This window comes from Haematospirillum sp. H4485 (assembly GCF_012102745.1).
Classification (GTDB): domain Bacteria; phylum Pseudomonadota; class Alphaproteobacteria; order Rhodospirillales; family Rhodospirillaceae; genus Haematospirillum.
The window spans coordinates 53,976-73,502 of record NZ_JAAVSY010000009.1 but is presented as its reverse complement, the minus strand read 5'-3'; the positions used below and the strand labels follow the sequence as shown (position 1 = coordinate 73,502).

22 protein-coding genes are annotated in these 19,527 nt (G+C 55.7%); 14 read left to right on the top strand and 8 right to left on the bottom strand.

The annotated features are described in order from the left end of the window. Nucleotides 1-60: 60 nt before the first annotated feature. The 3 genes from HEQ61_RS07950 to atpC all read left to right on the top strand — a co-directional run bounded on the left by HEQ61_RS07950 (nucleotide 61) and on the right by atpC (nucleotide 2,941). On the top strand, nucleotides 61-954 hold the full coding sequence (locus HEQ61_RS07950; protein ID WP_168020461.1) for a F0F1 ATP synthase subunit gamma: 894 nt from the start codon (nucleotides 61-63) through the stop codon (nucleotides 952-954). Nucleotides 955-1,051: 97 nt separating this feature from the next. Then, complete coding sequence (gene atpD, locus HEQ61_RS07945; RefSeq protein ID WP_168020459.1) at nucleotides 1,052-2,473, top strand: F0F1 ATP synthase subunit beta; 1,422 nt, start codon at nucleotides 1,052-1,054, stop codon at nucleotides 2,471-2,473. Between the two features lie 66 nt (nucleotides 2,474-2,539). Continuing rightward, on the top strand, nucleotides 2,540-2,941 hold the full coding sequence (gene atpC, locus HEQ61_RS07940) for an ATP synthase F1 subunit epsilon (protein ID WP_168020457.1): 402 nt from the start codon (nucleotides 2,540-2,542) through the stop codon (nucleotides 2,939-2,941). 167 nt (nucleotides 2,942-3,108) lie between these two features. Here atpC and HEQ61_RS07935 read toward each other — a convergent pair whose 3' ends face one another. The 4 genes from HEQ61_RS07935 to HEQ61_RS07920 form a co-directional block, all read right to left on the bottom strand. Next, nucleotides 3,109-3,600 carry a phasin family protein gene (locus tag HEQ61_RS07935; RefSeq protein ID WP_168020455.1) on the bottom strand — a complete coding sequence of 164 codons (492 nt, stop codon included), beginning with the start codon at nucleotides 3,598-3,600 and terminating at the stop codon, nucleotides 3,109-3,111. Nucleotides 3,601-3,757: 157 nt separating this feature from the next. Then, the gene (gene proC / locus HEQ61_RS07930) at nucleotides 3,758-4,627 is read right to left on the bottom strand and encodes a pyrroline-5-carboxylate reductase (RefSeq protein ID WP_322099228.1); all 870 of its coding nucleotides are present in this window, start codon (nucleotides 4,625-4,627) and stop codon (nucleotides 3,758-3,760) included. Between the two features lie 82 nt (nucleotides 4,628-4,709). Further along, nucleotides 4,710-5,219 carry a YbjN domain-containing protein gene (locus HEQ61_RS07925; RefSeq protein WP_168020453.1) on the bottom strand — a complete coding sequence of 170 codons (510 nt, stop codon included), beginning with the start codon at nucleotides 5,217-5,219 and terminating at the stop codon, nucleotides 4,710-4,712. Nucleotides 5,220-5,402: 183 nt separating this feature from the next. Then, on the bottom strand, nucleotides 5,403-5,777 hold the full coding sequence (locus tag HEQ61_RS07920; RefSeq protein WP_245183198.1) for an accessory factor UbiK family protein: 375 nt from the start codon (nucleotides 5,775-5,777) through the stop codon (nucleotides 5,403-5,405). 212 nt (nucleotides 5,778-5,989) lie between these two features. On the opposite strand from HEQ61_RS07920, the gene rfaD reads away from it, so the two are divergent. The 10 genes from rfaD (at nucleotide 5,990) to ychF (ending at nucleotide 15,763) form a co-directional block, all read left to right on the top strand. Then, a complete protein-coding gene (gene rfaD, locus HEQ61_RS07915) occupies nucleotides 5,990-6,976 on the top strand; it encodes an ADP-glyceromanno-heptose 6-epimerase (protein WP_066134149.1) in 987 nt (328 codons plus the stop codon). Between the two features lie 46 nt (nucleotides 6,977-7,022). Continuing rightward, nucleotides 7,023-7,844, top strand: a complete 822-nt coding sequence (lgt, locus tag HEQ61_RS07910) for a prolipoprotein diacylglyceryl transferase (protein ID WP_168020451.1) — start codon at nucleotides 7,023-7,025, stop codon at nucleotides 7,842-7,844. Next, nucleotides 7,841-8,914 (top strand): class I SAM-dependent methyltransferase, encoded by a 1,074-nt coding sequence (locus tag HEQ61_RS07905; RefSeq protein ID WP_322099227.1) that lies wholly within the window; start codon nucleotides 7,841-7,843, stop codon nucleotides 8,912-8,914. The genes lgt and HEQ61_RS07905 overlap by 4 nt, the downstream gene beginning before the upstream one ends. Next, nucleotides 8,914-9,687 carry a peptidoglycan editing factor PgeF gene (gene pgeF, locus HEQ61_RS07900; RefSeq protein ID WP_168020448.1) on the top strand — a complete coding sequence of 258 codons (774 nt, stop codon included), beginning with the start codon at nucleotides 8,914-8,916 and terminating at the stop codon, nucleotides 9,685-9,687. Before HEQ61_RS07905 ends, pgeF begins: the two co-directional genes overlap by 1 nt. Nucleotides 9,688-9,689: 2 nt before the next feature. Further along, nucleotides 9,690-10,583, top strand: coding sequence for a hypothetical protein (locus HEQ61_RS07895; RefSeq protein ID WP_168020446.1), 894 nt, complete (start codon nucleotides 9,690-9,692; stop codon nucleotides 10,581-10,583). 128 nt (nucleotides 10,584-10,711) lie between these two features. After that, nucleotides 10,712-11,644: a ribose-phosphate pyrophosphokinase gene (locus HEQ61_RS07890; RefSeq protein WP_168020444.1), complete on the top strand. Its 933-nt coding sequence runs from the start codon at nucleotides 10,712-10,714 to the stop codon at nucleotides 11,642-11,644. 250 nt (nucleotides 11,645-11,894) lie between these two features. Then, nucleotides 11,895-13,223: a sodium-dependent transporter gene (locus tag HEQ61_RS07885; protein WP_168020442.1), complete on the top strand. Its 1,329-nt coding sequence runs from the start codon at nucleotides 11,895-11,897 to the stop codon at nucleotides 13,221-13,223. 131 nt (nucleotides 13,224-13,354) lie between these two features. Continuing rightward, a complete protein-coding gene (locus HEQ61_RS07880) occupies nucleotides 13,355-13,966 on the top strand; it encodes a 50S ribosomal protein L25/general stress protein Ctc (protein ID WP_168020440.1) in 612 nt (203 codons plus the stop codon). Between the two features lie 48 nt (nucleotides 13,967-14,014). Then, on the top strand, nucleotides 14,015-14,659 hold the full coding sequence (gene pth, locus HEQ61_RS07875; protein WP_168020438.1) for an aminoacyl-tRNA hydrolase: 645 nt from the start codon (nucleotides 14,015-14,017) through the stop codon (nucleotides 14,657-14,659). Continuing rightward, on the top strand, nucleotides 14,660-15,763 hold the full coding sequence (ychF, locus tag HEQ61_RS07870; RefSeq protein WP_168020436.1) for a redox-regulated ATPase YchF: 1,104 nt from the start codon (nucleotides 14,660-14,662) through the stop codon (nucleotides 15,761-15,763). A 98-nt stretch (nucleotides 15,764-15,861) separates the two neighbouring features. On the opposite strand, the gene HEQ61_RS07865 is transcribed toward ychF, so the two are convergent. Further along, nucleotides 15,862-16,062 carry a hypothetical protein gene (locus tag HEQ61_RS07865; protein WP_168020434.1) on the bottom strand — a complete coding sequence of 67 codons (201 nt, stop codon included), beginning with the start codon at nucleotides 16,060-16,062 and terminating at the stop codon, nucleotides 15,862-15,864. 232 nt (nucleotides 16,063-16,294) lie between these two features. Between HEQ61_RS07865 and HEQ61_RS07860 the strand changes: the two genes are divergently transcribed. Continuing rightward, nucleotides 16,295-16,648, top strand: coding sequence for a hypothetical protein (locus HEQ61_RS07860; RefSeq protein WP_168020432.1), 354 nt, complete (start codon nucleotides 16,295-16,297; stop codon nucleotides 16,646-16,648). A gap of 52 nt (nucleotides 16,649-16,700) precedes the next feature. Here HEQ61_RS07860 and rlmN read toward each other — a convergent pair whose 3' ends face one another. From rlmN to mutT, 3 genes are all read right to left on the bottom strand, one after another. Further along, on the bottom strand, nucleotides 16,701-17,912 hold the full coding sequence (gene rlmN, locus HEQ61_RS07855; protein ID WP_415877253.1) for a 23S rRNA (adenine(2503)-C(2))-methyltransferase RlmN: 1,212 nt from the start codon (nucleotides 17,910-17,912) through the stop codon (nucleotides 16,701-16,703). A gap of 67 nt (nucleotides 17,913-17,979) precedes the next feature. After that, the gene (locus tag HEQ61_RS07850) at nucleotides 17,980-18,525 is read right to left on the bottom strand and encodes an invasion associated locus B family protein (protein ID WP_168020430.1); all 546 of its coding nucleotides are present in this window, start codon (nucleotides 18,523-18,525) and stop codon (nucleotides 17,980-17,982) included. A 142-nt stretch (nucleotides 18,526-18,667) separates the two neighbouring features. Continuing rightward, on the bottom strand, nucleotides 18,668-19,123 hold the full coding sequence (gene mutT, locus HEQ61_RS11600; protein WP_168020511.1) for an 8-oxo-dGTP diphosphatase MutT: 456 nt from the start codon (nucleotides 19,121-19,123) through the stop codon (nucleotides 18,668-18,670). Between the last annotated feature and the right edge of the window lie 404 nt (nucleotides 19,124-19,527).

Here is a 19,527-nt window from a genome sequence, read left to right as displayed (position 1 = left end):
AGACGGAGTGCCCCGGTTATCGCCGGGGAGTATTTCGAGTGAAAGAAGGCCTGACAGCCGATGGCTAGCCTCAAGGATCTCCGCGTTCGGATCAACTCGGTGAAGAATACCCGGAAGATCACGAGCGCCATGAAAATGGTTGCGGCATCCAAATTGCGTCGTGCCCAGGATGCTGCAGAAGCCGGGCGCCCCTATGCAGAGCGTATGGGGCGTATGCTGGCGGGGTTGGCCGTTTCGGTTGCCGGCTCTTCCGGTGCCCCGAAGCTTCTGGCAGGAACCGGCCGTGATGATGTTCACCTTGTTGTCCTTATGACAGCGGATCGCGGGCTTTGTGGTGGCTTCAATGCCAACGTCGTGCGGTCAGCCAGAAACATGATCCGGGATTTGATCGCTGCGGGAAAAACCGTCAAGGTTCTGTGCATCGGACGCAAGGGTCGTGATGCCTTGCGCCGCGAGTATGCTGGTCTGATTATCGGTACCCGTGAGGGAATGACCCGTCGTGGGGCCGAATTTGGTTCGGCAAATGATGTGGCGCAGACCATCCTTTCTATGTTTGACGCGGGTCAGTTTGATGTCTGCACGGTGATCTACAACAAGTTCCGTTCTGCGATTTCGCAGGAAGTTACCCGGCAGCAGCTTGTTCCGTTTTCTCCGCCTGAGGTTCCATCGCCTGAATCTTCTACTTCCGGCGTTGCTCGCCCGGTTTACGAGTATGAACCTGGTGAAGAAGAAATTTTGGCTGATCTGTTGCCGCGCAATGTAGCCATGCAGGTTTTCTCGGCTCTTCTGGAGAGCGATGCTTCCGAGCAGGGCGCACGGATGAGTGCAATGGACAATGCCACACGGAATGCCGGTGACATGATCAACAAGCTGACGCTGGTTTACAACCGGACCCGTCAGGCGATGATCACCAAGGAACTGATCGAAATTATTTCCGGTGCTGAGGCTATCTAGCATTCCGGAACAGCCGGTACTGTTATGCGGTTCCGGGTGCAGTGATAAACAGAGACTTTCCGGTTTTGAACAACCGGCCTAACAGGAGCGTCAAGCCATGGCGAACAAAAACGTCGGTACTATCAGCCAGGTTACTGGCGCCGTTGTGGACGTGAAGTTCGACGGTGATCTTCCCGCTATTCTTTCGGCACTGGAGACGGATAATCGTGGAAACCGTCTGGTCTTGGAAGTAGCTCAGCATCTTGGTGAAGGCATCGTCCGCACCATTGCAATGGACTCGACCGAGGGATTGGTACGTGGCCAGGAAGTCCGTGATACAGGCAGTGCTATCTCGGTCCCGGTAGGGAAAGAAGTGCTGGGCCGCATCATGAATGTGATTGGTGAGCCTGTGGATGAACGTGGTCCGATCCCGACCAGTCGCCGTTCCCCGATCCATCGTCCGGCCCCGCCTTTTGTCGAGCAGTCAACCGATACGGAAATCCTGGTGACCGGAATCAAGGTTATTGATCTGCTGGCTCCGTATACCAAGGGCGGAAAGATTGGTTTGTTCGGTGGTGCGGGTGTTGGCAAGACCGTGACGATCATGGAATTGATCAACAACGTTGCCAAAGGCCATGGTGGTTATTCTGTTTTTGCCGGTGTTGGTGAACGCACCCGTGAAGGGAACGACCTTTACCATGAAATGATTGAATCCGGGGTTATTGATCTGGAAGGTGCCAATTCCAAGGTGGCTCTGGTTTATGGCCAGATGAACGAGCCTCCGGGTGCCCGTGCCCGTGTTGCCCTGTCGGGTTTGACCCAGGCGGAATACTTCCGTGACGAGGAAGGGCAGGACGTGCTGTTCTTCGTGGACAATATCTTCCGCTTTACGCAGGCTGGTTCCGAAGTGTCGGCCCTGCTCGGGCGTATTCCGTCGGCCGTTGGATATCAGCCAACCTTGGCAACGGATATGGGTGCCCTTCAGGAGCGTATCACCTCCACCAAAAAGGGATCGATCACGTCGGTTCAGGCAATCTATGTTCCGGCCGATGACCTGACAGACCCTGCGCCAGCCACATCGTTTGCTCACCTTGATGCAACAACAGTGCTGTCGCGTGCCATTGCCGAGCAGGCTATTTTCCCGGCCGTTGATCCTCTTGATTCCACGTCTCGTGCCCTTGATCCGCGTGTGGTGGGTGAAGAGCATTACGCTGTTGCCCGTCGCGTTCAGGAAATTCTACAGACCTACAAGGCGCTGCAAGATATCATTGCCATTTTGGGCATGGACGAGCTGTCTGAAGATGACAAGTTGACGGTTGCCCGGGCGCGCAAGATCCAGCGCTTCCTGTCCCAGCCGTTCCACGTTGCGGAAGTCTTTACGGGAACTCCCGGTGTGTTCGTTGCACTGGAAGAGACCATCAAGGGGTTCCGTGGTATCGTCAACGGTGACTATGATCACCTGCCGGAGCAGGCTTTCTATATGGTTGGAACCATTGAGGAAGCGGTGGAGAAAGGCAAGAAGCTGGCTGCTGCAGCCTGATCCGTACCGGGGTGGTGCCAGGCGTCTTGCCCTGGTTTGTTCTGATTGCTTTGGAGCCGCGTGCTTATGGCTGAAACGCTTGAATTTGAACTTGTTTCTCCGGCCCGTCTTTTGGTTTCCGAGCCAGCGGAGATGGTTGTCGTGCTTGGGGTTGAGGGGAATTTTGGTGCGATGCCGCAGCATGCCCCTTTCCTGTCAACGGTTCGCCCCGGTGTTGTTGAAGTTCATCGTGGGACAGGCCCGGTTCGCAAGATCTTTGTCGCCGGTGGTTTTGCGGAGGTGACGGCGGAGCGCTGCACGCTTCTGGCGGAAGAGGCGGTTCCTCTTGATGAGATAGACCGTGAAGCTGCGGTGGCGCGGCTTCAGTCCGCGCTTGCTGTTCTGCAGGAGGCGGAAACGCCCTCTGAAGCTGCGGCTGCTCGTAAAAGTGTGACAGTTGCCCAGGCGCTCGTTGATGCCTTGCCTTGATTTTTAGCTATCGCAGCGTGTAACGTTATAGACCCCGCCGCTATCTTGGCGGGGTTTTCTAATCCCAATAGCCGTTGGTATCGTGCGCGGCTGTTGTCGTGGCCTGCCCATAACAAAACCACTGCCGCGTGCTGCGACAGTGGTTTATGTGTAGGGCGCTTGGTCGATCAGCGTTCGGCTGTTTTTGCGGCTGTTTTTGATGAAGACTTGCCGCCGCCTGCCGGTCCGTTTTTCACGGATTTCTCAATCATGCTTTTCATTTCGTCCATGGATTGTGACATCCGGGCGCTCAGCAAATTGAGAACTTCATTCTGCGACTTTGTCATCATGTCGACCAGCTCGCGGGCGTTGGCGAGATTGGTCTCCAGGGCAGACTTGGCCAGTTCTGTCTGGCGCACAAACTGATCCCCCGGGTTATCCACGCTTGTCAGACGTGAAGAAAGAGCGGAGGTATCCTCTACAGTTTGCCTCAGGATTTCGGCCTGGCGCTTCATGATGGTCTGGAAACCGTCAAAAACCATTTTATTGGCAGCGTTCAGCGCCTCGATGTTTTTTTTCTGTGATGAAACAATGGAATCCACGTCAATTCCCGGCACCTTCATGTCGGCGATCAGGCGGCTTACGTCGAAATCGAACGGCATTTCAGTCTTGTACGCCATGTTTGAGATCTTTCCTATGTACAAGGAGACCGATGCCACGGAGACAATAGGAACAGGCAATGCCAGCAACCCACCCCGAAGCGCTGCAATACTTGATGGTACGGTACGCCAGAATAGGGGTCAAGTGTATATTGCAGCGCAAAAATCGCTATGAGCGTTATTGTTCCGCGCCCTGGCTATTCTTGATGGTATTAGCGTGGGATTCCCTTGTCCCAAGATATCTGCTTCGTTCGGCTGCGGCTTGAAGGGTTCTTGTCATCAGGGGTGTTAGTTCCGGCATAAGGACGGCCAATCCCGCTTCTGTCGTACCGCCCGGGCTTGTCACGTATTGGCGCAGTTGTTCCGCTGTGTCCGCTGATTGGTACATCAATTCCCCGGAGCCACATACGGTATGCCGGGCCAAGGCAGTGGCCAACCCGGGCGGCAGCCCAAGGGCCTCCCCGGCTTTTGCCAGTGCCTCTGTCATGTGAAAGATATAGGCAGGGCCTGATCCGGACAGGGCTGTGACGGCGTCCATCAGGCGTTCGTCATCAAGCCAGACAGCCAGTCCGGTCGATTCGCCAAGAGTATGGCACAGCTTCTTTTGTTCCTCACCCACGCCCGGACCAGCGCATAAGGCGGTCACCCCGCGCCCGACAGCCGTAGGTGTATTGGGCATGGCTCGCACGCTGCGTGCCTGCAATCCAAGGCCGTCCTGCAGGGTTTTCAAGGCGATGCCGGCTGCTACGGAAAGAAAGACGGTTTCTGGGTTGACCAAGAAACGACATGAACCCATGACGCCAGCCATTGCCCCTGGCTTGACAGCAAAGACAACCGCCGAGGCTTTCTGGGTGCGGGGAAGATCACCGATATCCCGCAGGACCCGTAAATCAGGATGCTGAGCGCCTTCAGGAAGATCCGCATGTCCCCTGCGGGCGATCACAAGAATATTACCGGGGTCAAAGCCACTGTGCAGCCATCCGGAGAGCATGGCCTGTCCCATGTTTCCGCAACCAACAAGAATAACGGGCATTAATGGGGAAAGCACAAATATATCTCCGGACCCTGTACGCTGTGTTACGCGCTTTGCCTATGAGCATGATGCCCGGCAGGGCAGGCATGCTTTTCTATCAGGCTGCCCCCGCAACATCAAACAGGCAGGCATCGACGGCGCGCCGGGCATCCATACCCTCTTCCAGAACGAAACGAAAGGCTGGAAAGACCCGTTCACATTCAGCAACAGCAATATCGATCATATCTTCTACTGTGTTGTCTGTAACAGTCAGTTCCGGCGCCAGCAAGGTATGGCGAAACATGGGGATGCCTTCATCCAGCCAGATGGTGAAGTGACCGATCCAGCAGCGCTCGTTCAGCAGAACAAGAAGCTCGAGAACCCGTTCCTTGGCATCATCGGGTATTTTCATGTCAAATGTACACGAAAGGTGCAGCACATCCAGTTCGCGCGCCAGAACAAGGTAAAGGCACCACGAACCCCATTGTCCCGGAATTTGGACGGCGGCCTCGGCCTCGCTTCTGCGTTCGAAGATCCAGGCATTGCGGGTTGCCAGACGTTCTATGCGGTTGATGGGATGGTCAATACTGTCTTCTGTAAACGGTTCGTCTGCAGCAATAGCGGGCATCCAGGTATCTCCCCTGATCGTGGATGCAGTGGACCTGATCTCTCAAGACAGGATGCACAGATCCACCCGGCGACAACCGAACCGTGCCAGAGCATACTGTGTCACGCAAGCAATAAGCCCATCATGCACTCAATATTCTGTGGATAATATATGCCTGACACCCCACCTGTTGGGGATATCTCTTCAGGGCTTGGGTTTGTCTGCCGCTTTTCGCCCCGGATTGGTGCCTTTGCCACCGTGTGGTGTGGCTTCTCCATGTTTTGGGTCAGAGACCCCCTGCAATGCCCGCTCCATCTCGGCCAGCTTCTTTTTCATGGCATCTGCATCGTTCCGGGCCTGGACGGCCATGGCCTTTACGGCCTCGAATTCCTCGCGGTTGACCAGGTCCATGTCTGCGAGGATGCGATTGACCCGGCTGCGGACCAGGATTTCCAGTTCCTCCCGCAGACCGGACAAGGCGCCAAGTGCCCCCCCGGCAACGCGGGCAACATCATCAAACAAGCGATTGCGGGTTTGCATTGAACAGTCCTCCGGAACTTGGGCGCATGGCTTTTCCATGTCGCCACATTTCCATTATGGAGTGGCCTTTCATTTGTCGCAATATGTTGCAGGCATTGCCGAGAAGGCACTGTGACCGCATGGTTCTTGCCGGTTGTCGATGCGCCGCCTATAACGGTTCATACGGAACTTCACGCCGTGTGTCGTATGTATGGGATGGGTATCGTCCGACATAGGTGTTCACGAAGGCTCCGACGGGAGGAGACAGAGCAATGTACGTAGTGACAGGTGGTGCCGGTTTTATCGGATCCAACGTCCTGGCAGCCCTTGAAGACCGGGGTTGTGAAGATCTGGTTGTCGTTGACAGGTTGCGCGACGGCAACAAGTGGCGGAACATTGCTCACCGGGAGCTGGCTGACATTGTCGAGCCAGTGCGTATCTTCGATTTTCTTGAGCAACACCGCACGAAAATAAAGGCCATCCTGCATATGGGGGCTGTGTCGTCGACGACCGAAAAAGATGTCGACAAGATCCTGACCAACAATTTTGATTATTCCATCGCCTTGCTGCGGTGGTGTGCGATGCATGGGATCCGCCTGATTTATGCGTCGTCCGGTGCAACATACGGGGATGGCAGCAATGGCTTTGACGATGATGCCAGCATTGCGCACCTGGCAAAAATGCGTCCCCTGAATGCTTATGGTTGGTCCAAGCATCTTTTTGACCGCCGGGTAGCCCGCCGCCTGGCCCAGAAGAAGAAGATGCCGCCGCAATGGGTCGGGCTGAAGTTTTTCAATGTGTATGGGCCTAATGAATACCACAAGGGGCAGCAGTCCAGCGTTGTGTCCCAAGTATACCCCCATGCAGCCCAGAACACCCATTTCAACCTGTTCCGCTCCCATAATCCGGCTTACAAGGATGGGGGTCAGCTCAGGGATTTCGTCTGGGTTGGCGATGTCGTGGATGTGATCATGTGGCTTCTGGATAATCCCCAGATTTCCGGGCTGTATAACCTGGGGACAGGCAAGGCCCGCTCTTTCTTTGATTTGGCGGCTGCCGCCTATCGTGCCCTGGGGCTGGAACCGAACATACGTTATATTGATACGCCGGTTCCAATCCGTGACAAGTACCAGTACTTTACAGAGGCGAAAATGGACCGGCTGCGGGCTGCGGGTTACACCAAGCCCTTTACCGGGGTTGAGGAGGGGGTGACGCGGTACGTCAAAGACTTTCTGTCCCAGTCGGATCCCTATCGTTGATAGGATAGAGCTGTTTTCCCCCTGATACGTTGCCGGGTATGTGTGAATGAGTGAACCCTTGATGTTTCCGGCTTTTGATCCGGTGGCCCTGCAGATTGGTCCCCTGGCTATCCGGTGGTATGCGTTGGCCTATATGACCGGCTTGCTCGGTGGTTGGCAGTTGATGAAGTATCTGGCAGGTCGTATAGCGGGCAGCGGGATGATTCTTCTCAGCGATCCCGAAATCGATGACTACCTGGTCTGGGTTACATTGGGTGTGGTTCTGGGGGGGCGCCTGGGGTACGTGCTGTTCTACAAACCGGATTATTATCTTCACAATCCGCTGGAAGTCGCCGCGCTTTGGCATGGCGGCATGTCGTTTCACGGCGGTTTTCTGGGTGTTCTGGTTGCAACCATCCTGTTTTGCCGGTTCCGGGGCATCCCGTTGCTCTTCTTGCTTGATCTTGCGGCCATGGTTGCACCCCTCGGGCTTATGCTCGGGCGCTTGGCCAACTTCATCAATGGTGAGCTGTGGGGCCGTGTTGCCGATCCATCCGTTGTGCCGTGGGCCATGGTCTTTCCCGGCGCTGGTCCCGATCCGCGTCATCCCAGCCAGCTGTATGAGGCCGGCCTGGAAGGGCTGGCGCTGCTGGTTGTCATGCATGTGCTCTTTTTTCGTTTCCCGGCTGTTCGTCTTCGCTTTGGCGTGCTGACGGGTGTTGGCATGGCCGGTTACGGATGTGCCCGGTTTTTTGTCGAATTCTTTCGCGAACCGGATGCCTTTCTTGGTGTATTCTGGGGAGGGATATCAATGGGGCAGATCCTGTCCCTGCCTATGGTCGTGTTTGGAATCTGGTTGATGTCATGGGCATGGAAACGTCCGGCGTGAGTTCTGCGGGTGACCGTTTGCGTGCTGAAATTGCTGCAACGGGACCGGTTCCGCTTGTGTCTTTCATGCAGCAGGCTGCGGATGCCTATTACGCCAGCGGTCGTGCCTTCGGACAGGATGGTGATTTTACGACAGCCCCCGAGATCTGCCAGGTTTTCGGCGAAATTGTCGGGTTGTGGGCTGCCGTGGTGTGGCAGTCCATGGGGTCTCCCGCGTCGTTTTCCCTGGTCGAACTTGGGCCAGGGCGTGGCGTTCTGATGGCCGATGTTCTGCGGGTTGTCCGGTGTGTGCCGGGTTTCCTGGAGGCTGCATCCGTCCATCTGGTCGAGCGTAGTCCCGTGCTCAGGCAGCTCCAGCACCAGGCTCTGGAGGCTGTGAGTCCGCACATACCGGTATCTTGGCATGATGGGGTTTCTTCTCTTCCTGATGGTCCGCTGCTGGTTCTGGCCAATGAATTTTTTGACGCCTTGCCGATCGAGCAGTTTGAATATACCCGGTCTGGATGGTTGCGCCGTCATGTGACAGTGGATGATGCGGGCAATTTTGTTCTGACAACAGCCGGTGATCCTGTGGATGTCTGGTTTGATGAGCCTGATGTCGGCATGGTGGCAGAGATTTGCCCGGCGGCCTGCGCTATTGTTGATACCTTGTCCGGCCGTTTTCTGCGCGAGGCAGGTGCTATGCTGCTGGTGGATTATGGTTATGCACGCAGTGCGCCCGGTGATACCCTGCAAGCGGTTCGGAACCATGCGTTTGTTCCGCCGCTGGAGGATCCGGGGAATACCGATCTGACGTCCCATGTTGATTTCGAACGATTGACCCAGGTTGCGCGGGCTGCCGGGGCCAGTGTGTGTGGGCCTGTTGGCCAGGGCCGTTTCCTGTCGTCGCTGGGGGCAGAGCAGAGGGGGCGCGTCCTGACGCGTGCGGCCGGTGTTGATTCAGCGCGTGCAATGAATCTTTCATCAGGATTGCGCCGTTTGATACATCCATCGGAGATGGGCTCCCTGTTCAAGGTTCTGTGTGTTCACAGCCCCGATCTTTCTATTCCTCCCGGGTTTGAGTTCTGTTGATGATTACTGTCTCTGCCCTTAACAGCCTGAGCAAGGTTCGCCACGGATTCTTCACGCGTCATGACGGTGTTTCGGAGGGGCCTTTTGCCTCCCTGAATGTCAGTTTGTCTGTTGGTGATGATCCTGTGCGGGTTCTGGCCAACCGCGCCCGTGTTGCCGGTGCTTTTGATCTTTCTCCGGACCGTCTTGTTCTTGCCAGCCAGAACCACACGGCTCACGCTGTGGTTGTTGAGGCCCCGTTTCTGGATGGCGCGATTCCTGTGGCGGATGCCTTGGTTACAGCATCACCGGGTATGGCAGTGGCTGTTCTGACCGCTGACTGCGCCCCTGTCCTTTTGGCGGATGGGGTGGCTGGTGTTGTGGCTGCGGCCCATGCGGGTTGGCGCGGTGCCGTTGGCGGTATTCTTGACAGCACGGTCCGCAAGATGGTTGCGCTGGGGGCAAAGCCGGGCCGCATCGCGGCGGCCATTGGCCCCTGCATAGCCCAGCGTTCCTACGAGGTTGGACCTGATTTTCCGGAGCATATCCTGTCACGGGATCCTGATGATGACCGTTTCTTGGCCCCATCCCGCCGGGCGGGTCATTTCCTGTTTGATCTTCCGGGGTATGTGGCCCGGCAGCTTGCCCGTCTGGATGTTGGTACGATTATGCCAACGCCATGTGACACGTTCCGTGAGGAGGACCGTTTCTTCAGCCACCGACGGGCAACCTTGCGGGAAGAGGGGCCGGTAGGGCGTCAGATTTCCGTTATTATGCTTGAACCGCAGGAGTAGCCATGAGGGGGCGGGGTTTCCTTGTATCAGCCTTGATGTTGGCAGGGACGATCCTGTCAGCGTGTGGTGATGTGCCGCGTCCTTTCTCCCATGTGTCCGGCGGTGCGTCTGCTCCCCTTGCCATGTTGCCCGGGGCTTTCGGTGTCGCGGTTCCTCCTGTAAAGGGCCTGCCTGCTCCGCAGGACAGGCAAGCTGCCGAAGATATGGTGCATGCTCTCAGGATTGCCGGGATTCCGGCTTTCTTCGCCCCCCATGGCATTGGCTATACCTTTCGTGGTGAGGCCGAGGAGTATGATGTCGGCGCTCTACGCTGGTCCCTGTCGGGGCCTGATGGGGCGGATATCGAACGGATTACCCAGAATCCCGACCAGGATCGCGCAAGCGTGGTTGCTGCTGTGGTTCCGCTTCTGGAGCGGGAGGTTGGTAGCCATTCTCCTCATGGCAACGGTCCTTCCGGTGGATCAGGGGATGTTGTGCTGCGGGTCGTTATCCGCGGTTTGCCGGATACGCAAGGGCGTCTGCTGCAGCGCGCCATGGAGGTTGCCCTGCGTCAGGATGGTATCCCGGTTCAGCAACCAGGTGATGTGGCTTCGCCTGGTTCTGACGTGTTGACGGTAACGGGAACCCTGTCGCATCACCCTGTGTCTGACAAAGGCAAGGGGAAATCCCTGGTGCGGATGGTGTGGTATGTGGAGGACTCTTCGGGCCAAAGTCCCGGTACCGTGACGCAGGAGAACGTGGTGCCGGATGCTGCATTGAAGGCACGCTTTCCAGCCTTGGCGGTCCTGATTGCCCAAGGTGGCAGTGCCGGTGTTCTTGATGTGCTGGATTCGCGCAAAGCCTCTGTCGAGGCGGTACGACGCAGTGATCATAAAACGGGGAGCCATGGTCCCTGATCCCTGTTTACAGGAGATGTCAGGGTTGTTATGGTCCGCCCGCCCCTGGACCGGAATCTCGGGATAGCCGCTGTGCGGGGATGTATGTTGACACTGTGTCTGTTGCCCTGCAGCGGGAGACTGCTTTCATGAAAGTTCTGGGTTGCAACGCCAACCGCCCGCTGGCTGAGTCGATTGCGGCCTGCCTGCGTCTTGATGTGACCAATGCAAGTATCCGTCGCTTTGCGGATATGGAAATCTTTGTTGAGGTCCATGAGAATGTGCGCGGGGAGGACGTGTTCGTTATTCAGCCGACCTCTTATCCCGCCAATGACAACCTGATGGAGCTGCTTGTTACCCTTGATGCCCTGCGCCGGGGTTCGGCACGCCGCATCACTGCGGTCATTCCCTATTTCGGGTATGCGCGTCAAGACCGCAAGACAGGCCCCCGTACGCCGATTACAGCCAAGCTGGTTGCCAACCTCATTACCCAGGCCGGTGCCAACCGCGTTGTGACCCTTGACCTGCATTCCGGCCAGATTCAGGGTTTTTTCGACATTCCGGTGGACAATCTGTTTGCAGCCCCTGTTTTTGCCAATGATATTCGTCAGCAATACGATGGCGAGCGTTTGATGGTTGTGTCCCCGGACGTTGGTGGTGTTGTCCGTGCGCGCCTTTTGGCCAAGCGTATCGATGCTGATCTCGCCATTATCGACAAAAGGCGGGAACGGGCCGGTGTTTCCGAGGTCATGAACATCATTGGCGATGTTCGTGGCCGTACCTGCATTATGGTTGATGATATTGTTGATTCGGCCGGAACGCTTTGCAATGCTGCTGTTGCTCTTACAGAGTCCGGTGCAACGGCCGTCTCGGCGTATGTGACCCATGGCGTTCTGTCCGGTGGTGCTGTTGCAAGGGTTGCCGCCTCGCCGCTGAAGGAAATGGTTGTCACGGATTCGATCCAGGCTACGGAATCGGTTCGTATGGCATCCAATATCCGTCCCATTTCGATCAGTTCTCTTTTGGCAGAAGCGATTGCCCGTATTTCTGACGAACGGTCTGTGTCCAGCTTGTTTGACTGACTTCTGCCTCATAGTGTTTGTGTAGCGGCTCATTCTGGTAGAAGGGTCGCTTTTTTTATGAAGAAAAAAGATTGACCGAAAACAATTAATCGAAAACTATTTTCATCGGGTTGCATTGTTGTGCATACCGTGTTGTCCCGGCAATTTTGCAAGGGGTTATAAAAAGAAACAAACCGGTTATCCGGGTGCGCAGCCGGGTCCGACTTCTCTACGGGGTGTTGGTCGGTTACAGAAAATAAAGGATTTTATAATGACGCGCGAGCATTGGGGCTCAAAGCTTGGGTTTATACTGGCCGCTGCAGGGTCAGCGGTTGGTTTGGGTAATGTCTGGAAATTTCCTTATCTTGTGGGACAGAATGGTGGTGCTGTATTTGTCATTACCTACCTTGTCCTGGCTTTGACGATTGGCGCCGCGCTTATTCTGGCAGAGCTTGCCTTGGGACGCGCCGCGCAGAAGGATCCTGTTGGTACATTTGCAAACCTGAGAGGGGGCGCATGGTCACTGGCGGGTTACCTCGGTGTTCTTTCCGGCTTTCTTGTGCTGACCTTCTACAGTGTTATCGGTGGCTGGACCCTGGCTTACATTGTCAAGATGATTGATGGCTCCCTTATGGAGGCAGGGCTTGACTTGACAGGTGTGTTTAACGGGTTTGTCAGTAACTCGATTGAGCCATTGGTTTATCATGCCTTATTCATGCTGATGACCGTTCTGATTGTTCTTCGTGGTATTGGCTCCGGAATCGAGCGTTGCAACAAGTTCCTGATGCCGGCCTTGTTCCTTATTCTGGTGTTCCTTGCTGTCCGCGCTGTGACCCTGGATGGGGCTGCTGCCGGCGTTGAGTTTTACCTCAGGCCCGATTTCTCGAAGTTCAGTGGCAATACGCTGGTTGCGGCCTTGTCCCAAGCCTTCTTTTCGTTGTCGATCGGGCTTGGTATCCTGATTACATATGGCTCGTATCTGGATCGTTCACAGAATATCCAGCGTTCAACGCTGTGGATCATTGTTCTGGATACAGGCGTCGGGATTTTTGCTGGTCTTATTATCATGCCTGCTGTGTTTGCTTTCGGTATCGAGCCGGGGGCTGGTCCGGGTCTGACCTTTATTACCTTGCCCGGTATCTTTCAGCAAATAACCGGTGGTGTTCTGTTTGGAACAGCCTTCTTTGCTCTGCTGCTCTTTGCTGCCCTGACATCGTCGGTCTCCTTGCTGGAGGTTCCAGTTGCCTATCTGATGGATGAACTGCGGGTTTCGCGCAAGACTGCAGTCCTTGTTCTGGGCGGGGTGGCGTTCTTGATCGGTATTCCCAGCTCCCTGTCATTTGGTGTCATGTCCGACATGACCCTGTTCGGCATGGGCTTTATGGATTTGCTGGATTATCTGACAACCAAGGTCATGATTCCTGCCGGCGGTTTGGCTGTTTGTATCTTTGCGGGCTGGATTGTATGGCCCCGGATCAGTGCAGAGGTGTCAAATGACGGTACGTTGGCCTTTCCGCTGTCAACTATCTGGGGTTGGGTGTTAAAGGTTGTTGCACCTGCTTCCATTGCGATGATCATGGTTTATGGCTTCCTGCATTGATGGAAGGTCTGGGTCGGGTCGGTTGCAATGCCGGCCCGACTGGTGTATGACGCCCCATTCCCGTCTTTGCGACGGGCCCGGGTCAGCACCCCTGGAGGCTGGCCGTGGTATGTTATTGTGGAGATCCAACCATGGTTGATGTTGTTACCTTCAAGGTTGAAGCGCGCGAAAAGGCAGGTAAGGGGGCAGCCCGCGCCGTCCGTCGTCAGGGGCTTGTTCCTGGCGTCATCTACGGCGACAGGCAGGCTCCGGTGCTGGTACAGATGGACCCGCGTCAGCTTGTTGCGGCCCTTCATAAGTCCGGTTTTTACAGCCGCCAGTATGATCTGGAAATGCCGGATGGAACAAAGCACCGTGCTCTGGCCCATGACGTGCAATTTCACGTTGTGACCGACGCGCCGCAGCATATTGACTTTCTGCGTATCAATCGCGATACCCCGGTTCATGCCGATGTAACGGTCGAGTTTGTGAACCAGGACAAGTGCCCGGGTCTGAAGCAGGGCGGTGTGCTGAATATTGTGCGTCACAGCATTCCTGTTATTGCCAAGGCAGATGACCTGCCCGAATCGTTCCGCGTTGATCTGTCAAATGTGGCGCTGAATGCCAGCGTGCATATTTCTGACATTGCGATGCCGACAGGGGTCCGTCCCTCTGTGACAGAGCGTGACTTTACCATTGCTTCCATTACAGCACCTTCAGGCTTGAAGTCTGATGTTGCTGCAGAGGCTGCCAGCGAAGAATAAAAGGTATTTCCCGGATTCTTCCGGGGTACCTGTAGAGGAAGAAAAGCAATGTGGCTTGTGGTTGGTCTGGGTAATCCGGGTGCGGAGTATGCTGGAAACCGCCACAATGTCGGCTTTATGGCGGCGGACGCTTTGGTTCGTCGCCATTCCTTTTCGTCTTGGCGCAGCAAACACCATGGCGAGTTGGCCGATGGCAGTATTGCCGGGCAGCGTGTGATGGTGCTCAAGCCCATGACCTTCATGAACCGGTCTGGCCTGTGTGTTGGAGAAGTTGCCCGGTTTTACAAGATTCCCCTGTCTAATATTCTTGTGCTGCATGACGAGCTGGAGCTGTCTCCCGGGCGCTTGCGTATAAAGCAGGGCGGGGGGCATGCAGGGCATAATGGGTTGCGCGATATTGACGCGCACCTTGGGCATGCGTACTGGCGCGTTCGTCTCGGGATTGGTCGACCGCACGACAAGGCTTTGGTCAACAAGTGGGTTCTGGGTGACTTTGCCAAGTCGGATTCTGTATGGCTGGCCCCTTTCCTTGATGCGGTGTCCCTTCATTTTCATTTGATCCTTGACGGGGACCATGCGGGGTTCATGAACCGGGTCACAACAGCGACCCAACCGCCTCGTCCGAAGAAAGAAAAGCCTGCCGCAGTATCGGGCGGCGAGGCAACACAAGATACAGATAAAGGGAGCGCCTGAATGGGCTTCAATTGTGGTATAGTCGGACTGCCCAACGTGGGAAAGTCCACCCTTTTCAATGCGCTGACATCAACGGCAGCAGCCCAGGCGGCGAATTTTCCGTTTTGTACCATTGAGCCCAATACGGGGCGTGTGTCTGTTCCGGATGAGCGCCTTGATATTCTGGCCGGGATTGCCGGTAGCAAAGAGACTATTCCGACCCGTCTGGAGTTTGTGGATATTGCGGGTTTGGTGCGGGGAGCCTCCAGAGGTGAGGGACTCGGAAACCAATTTCTGGCCAATATCCGTGAGACAGACGCGATTGTTCATGTGCTGCGCTGCTTCGAAGATGACAATATCACGCACGTCGAAGGCAGTGTGGATCCGCTTCGTGATGCAGAGACGATCGAGACCGAGCTGATGCTCTCGGATCTGGAAAGTCTGGAAAAACGCATTGTTCCGATCGTGAAGAAAGCACGTTCAGGAGAGAAAGAGGCCAAGGACCATCTGGCTGTCATGGAGCCTGTCCTTGATCTGTTGCGTGCCGGAAAGCCTGCACGTCTTTTTGTGCCCGCTTCAGCGGATGAAGGCAAAATTTTTCGTTTGCTCCAGCTGCTGACAGCCAAGCCTGTCCTGTACGTCTGCAACGTTGAGGAGAGCGCAGCCGCAACAGGCAATGCGTTTTCGGCCAAAGTTGCCGGGAAAGCCGAGGTGGAAGGCGCGGCAATGGTGGTGATTTCTGCGGCTATTGAGTCCGAGGTTGCCCAGTTGCCCGATGAGGATGAGAAGGCCGCTTTCCTTGAAGATCTGGGCCTTCAGGAGGCCGGATTATCCCAGATTATCCGGGCCGGGCATGCTCTGCTTGGTTTATTGACCTTTTTCACGGTTGGTCCCAAGGAAGCGCGCGCCTGGACAGTTCGCTGTGGTGCAAAGGCCCCCGAGGCAGCCGGCGTTATTCACTCGGACTTTGAGCGCGGTTTTATCCGTGCCGAGACGATATCTTGCGCGGATTATGTCGCCTGCAAGGGAGAGGTCGGCGCGCGTGAGGCTGGGCGTCTGCGTCTGGAAGGCAAGGAATATGTTGTTCAGGACGGTGATGTCTTTCACTTCCTGTTCAATGTTTGATTTCTGAACGATCTTCAAGCCAAGAAAGGCACGACTCTTCCTTATTGTCGTGCCTTTCTTGATTCTTGACACAGGCTTGACGTGAAGTACTCGTTGTCTCAGACCGAGATATCCACGTTCAGCCCGCGACCGGGTCCAAGTGCAGAGAGTATAGCGCTTCTCTGGCTTGCTTTGTCCAAGGTTTCGACCAGTAATTTATCGACATTTCCTTGCTGACGGACAAATGACGTCATCATGTTCCGGCGTGTTGCAAGGCGCCCCATGGTTTCCAAGGTGCTGGCCGTTGACAGTGCATCCATGGTTCTTCCCCCATTTTGAAATGGCATGGTGATTGTATTGTACGTCTTCATGCATCTCAAGGTGAAGGAATGTATTGATGCGTAAACACGGCTGCTGCGCAACAAAAGGAGATCACGCGGATGTGAGCGTTTCTTCTTTTCTTTTCAAGCTTCGCTGATATTGTACGCCTACACATTATTTGAGGTGGAGGTGAAAGAGCCTCTTTCTTTATTTTTCGGAGAATCGTGCAAGATGGAACTTGCCTTTGTTGCCACAGATGTTGAGTGGCACGATGATGGTCATGGTTTGGCCTGTGCTCTTCTTTCCAAGGATTGCTATCTGACCTTCCGTAGGAGCGCGGGCAACGCTGGACCCTCTGTATTGTCGATGGAATGTGATGGTATGCCTCCAGTTGAAGCCCGGCAAATCCATTTGTGTACACTTGGACTGTCCAGCCTGACTGTGCAATGGTCATGCCCTGTGCATGGAGAAACGACACTTCAGGTTGAATTTCAACTTGCCCCCACGCTTCTCAGCCTGGTTGGCGCTGTCATGCCGCGCTTGTTTTCTGAGAACAAGCGAATCCTGAGGTTCCTGAAAGCCTGATCGGGAAGAGAGGCTGCTATCCCGTATTCCCGTGCAGGAGACTTGTTTCTAGTCAGGCCGCAGAGGGCGTTTCGGTCGTTTGACGATTTTTCAGACGTTCTCTTTGACTGGCGCTCTTCAACTGTCCGCACGCAGCCAAGATGTCCCGTCCACGCGGGCGACGGACAGGAGCCGAGTAGCCAAGGTCGCACAGAATATCGGCAAACCGCTCGATTCGGTCCCACGACGAGCATTCCAGATCACTGCCGGGCCACTTGTTGAAGGGAATCAGGTTGAACTTGCAGGGAATGCCCCGGACCAGACGTGCCAGCTCGCGCGCATCGGCGTCGGAATCGTTGATCCCCTTGAGCATGACGTACTCAAATGTAATGCGGCGGGCATTCGATACAGCCGGATATTCCCGGCAGGCCTTGATCAGATCCTTCAGGGGCCATTTCTTGTTGATCGGCATGATCTGGTCGCGAATATCATCGCGGGCCGCATGCAGCGAAACCGCCAGGTTGACCCCGACATCCCGGCCAAGGTCATACATCCGCGGCACAACACCGGATGTTGACAGGGTGACCCGCCGCTTGGACAAGGCAATGCCATCTGGGTCTGTCAGAATCTTCAGGGCCGTGACCGTATTGTCATAGTTGAACAGCGGTTCCCCCATCCCCATGACAACCACGTTCGACAAAAGCCGCCCGGTTTCATTGGGTGTCGGCCATTCACCGTAGGAATCCCGTGCGGTCAGGAACTGGCCGACAATCTCGGCGGCACCCAGGTTCCGTACCAGTTTTTGTGTGCCGGTATGACAGAAGCGGCACGTTAGCGTACACCCGACCTGGGTGGAGATGCATACCGATCCCCGGTCCCGATCCGGAATGTAGACCGTTTCTGCTTCATTCCTGTCCCCGAACTTCAGAAGCCACTTGCGGGTTCCATCTTCGGAATCCTGCTGGCTTGTGATGCAGGGACGCGAGATATGGAAGACATCCTGCATTTTTGCTCGGGTCTCGCGCGAGATGTTGGTCATCGCGTCAATATCCCGGACCCCGCGATTGTAAAGCCAGCTCCAGACCTGATTCACCCGGAACGACTTCTCGCCAAGAAGAGCAAAACGCTCAGCCAGTTGCTCGCGGGAAAGCCCTATCAGGTCCTCGCGTCCCTGATGGTCGGGGTTGTTGGGGATGTGGCCGGCGGCAGAAACCGGGATCTCTACCTGCGGGGTTTTCATGAAGGATGTATCTGTCATGCCCGCTGTATAGCGCTCTCTGGGCATTCTATAAAGAGGTTTCCAGCCTCTTGTTGAGTGCCAAGGTGGCATTTAACCGCTGGGACGCTGCTCTTCAGCCGTTCTTGACCCCACAGGCCTCGCTGATGGCCTCCCAGGCCTGGGTAGCGCCGCTCAGGCTGTATGTATCTGTGGTAAGCGTGCCCCGGGAAGATGTTCCCCGAATCACCATTTCGTTGCCTTTGCGGATCTGGGTGCTGATGGTTGTGTCAGTCTTGGAGTCGTGAGCCCACGCCCGCCCCCCGCTTGTGAACAGGGAGAATGTTTTCTTGCCGATTTTCAGTTCAACCGAGCTTCCATCCTTGTACGTGTAACCGGCTACAATCTGGAACACATCAAGGGCATTCTGGGCAGGTCGATGCGTGATCAGGGCAAAGATGTCACCGCGGTTGATATAGTCACCTTCTGCCTTCAGGGGTTGGCTTGCCATGTAGCACAGCTTTTTCCCTTTCTCCGTTGCTGTGTAGGCGGTCCATTCTCCATAAGTCCCCAAACGCTGAAGCTCCCCTGTTTCGGTGGCATGGACCGGCTGGGCCAGCAGGCGCAGAAGCGTCAGTACCGGAAAAAGGAGAGTACAGGACAGGACCAAGCGCAGGAACATGGGTACGCCTCCGACGTCGGGGCTGCGGTGACAGCAACCAAGCTCTTGGCATTCTAGCACAATCAAGGCGTGTTAAAAACCCTGTGCCTGGCGGCCTCATGTGCTTCTGACTTGTTCTGACCTGTTATTGTTTGCCTCTGCCCTACAGCCACATGTCGAGGATTGGGATCAGGGGAAGGTCGGCCTCGGGCATGGGGTAGGAGCGCAGGGCTTGTCGAGAAACCCATGCCAGCTCCTGTTCCTCGTGGCTGCGCGGTGTTCCTTCCCATTGCCGGCAAATATAAAGAGGCATCAACAGGTGGAAATCATCATAGTGATGGCTGGCAAAAGTCAGCGGAGCCAGGCAGCCAGTGCGAATATCAATGCCAAGCTCTTCGTACAGTTCTCGTACCAAGGCCTGCTCGGGTGTTTCCCCCGGGTCGACTTTGCCCCCCGGAAATTCCCATAGACCTGCCATGGGCTTACCTGCCGGTCTTTTCTGGAGGAGAATCCGGTTGTCCGGATCAATCAGGGCCGCTGCGCTGACCAGAACCGTGCGCCGTGTTGTATGGCTGCGGAAGGAGCCGCGCTCCAGGATCAGGCCCTGAGGTGCCTGCATGAAGCCAAGGGCGTCAAGTATTGCATGTGCGTCATCGGCTTTGAAAGGATGATCGTTCAGCAGGATCTGTGCAACAGGTTGGCTGTTGAATACGAAATCGATAATGGTCCGCAGGACGATGGTTGCCTGTTGTCCACACAGCAGGGGTGTTGCGTTCTCCACCCACATTGTGCAGCAACCATCTATTGTGCAGCGTAACCGAACGTATCCAAGCTGTTCTTTTCCGGGCTTGCTTTCTGCGGTGAGCAGAAGGTCTTGATCTGGCGATGTATGGGTATGGCTGGGGTATATCAGCGTCTTCTGGGTTACGAGCGGGAAGTGGGCAAGGCAGCCGGCTGTCTCCACGTCGTGGAACCACGGATTCGCATGCGCTGTGACGGGCGGGGTGTGGTTTTCGGACATTG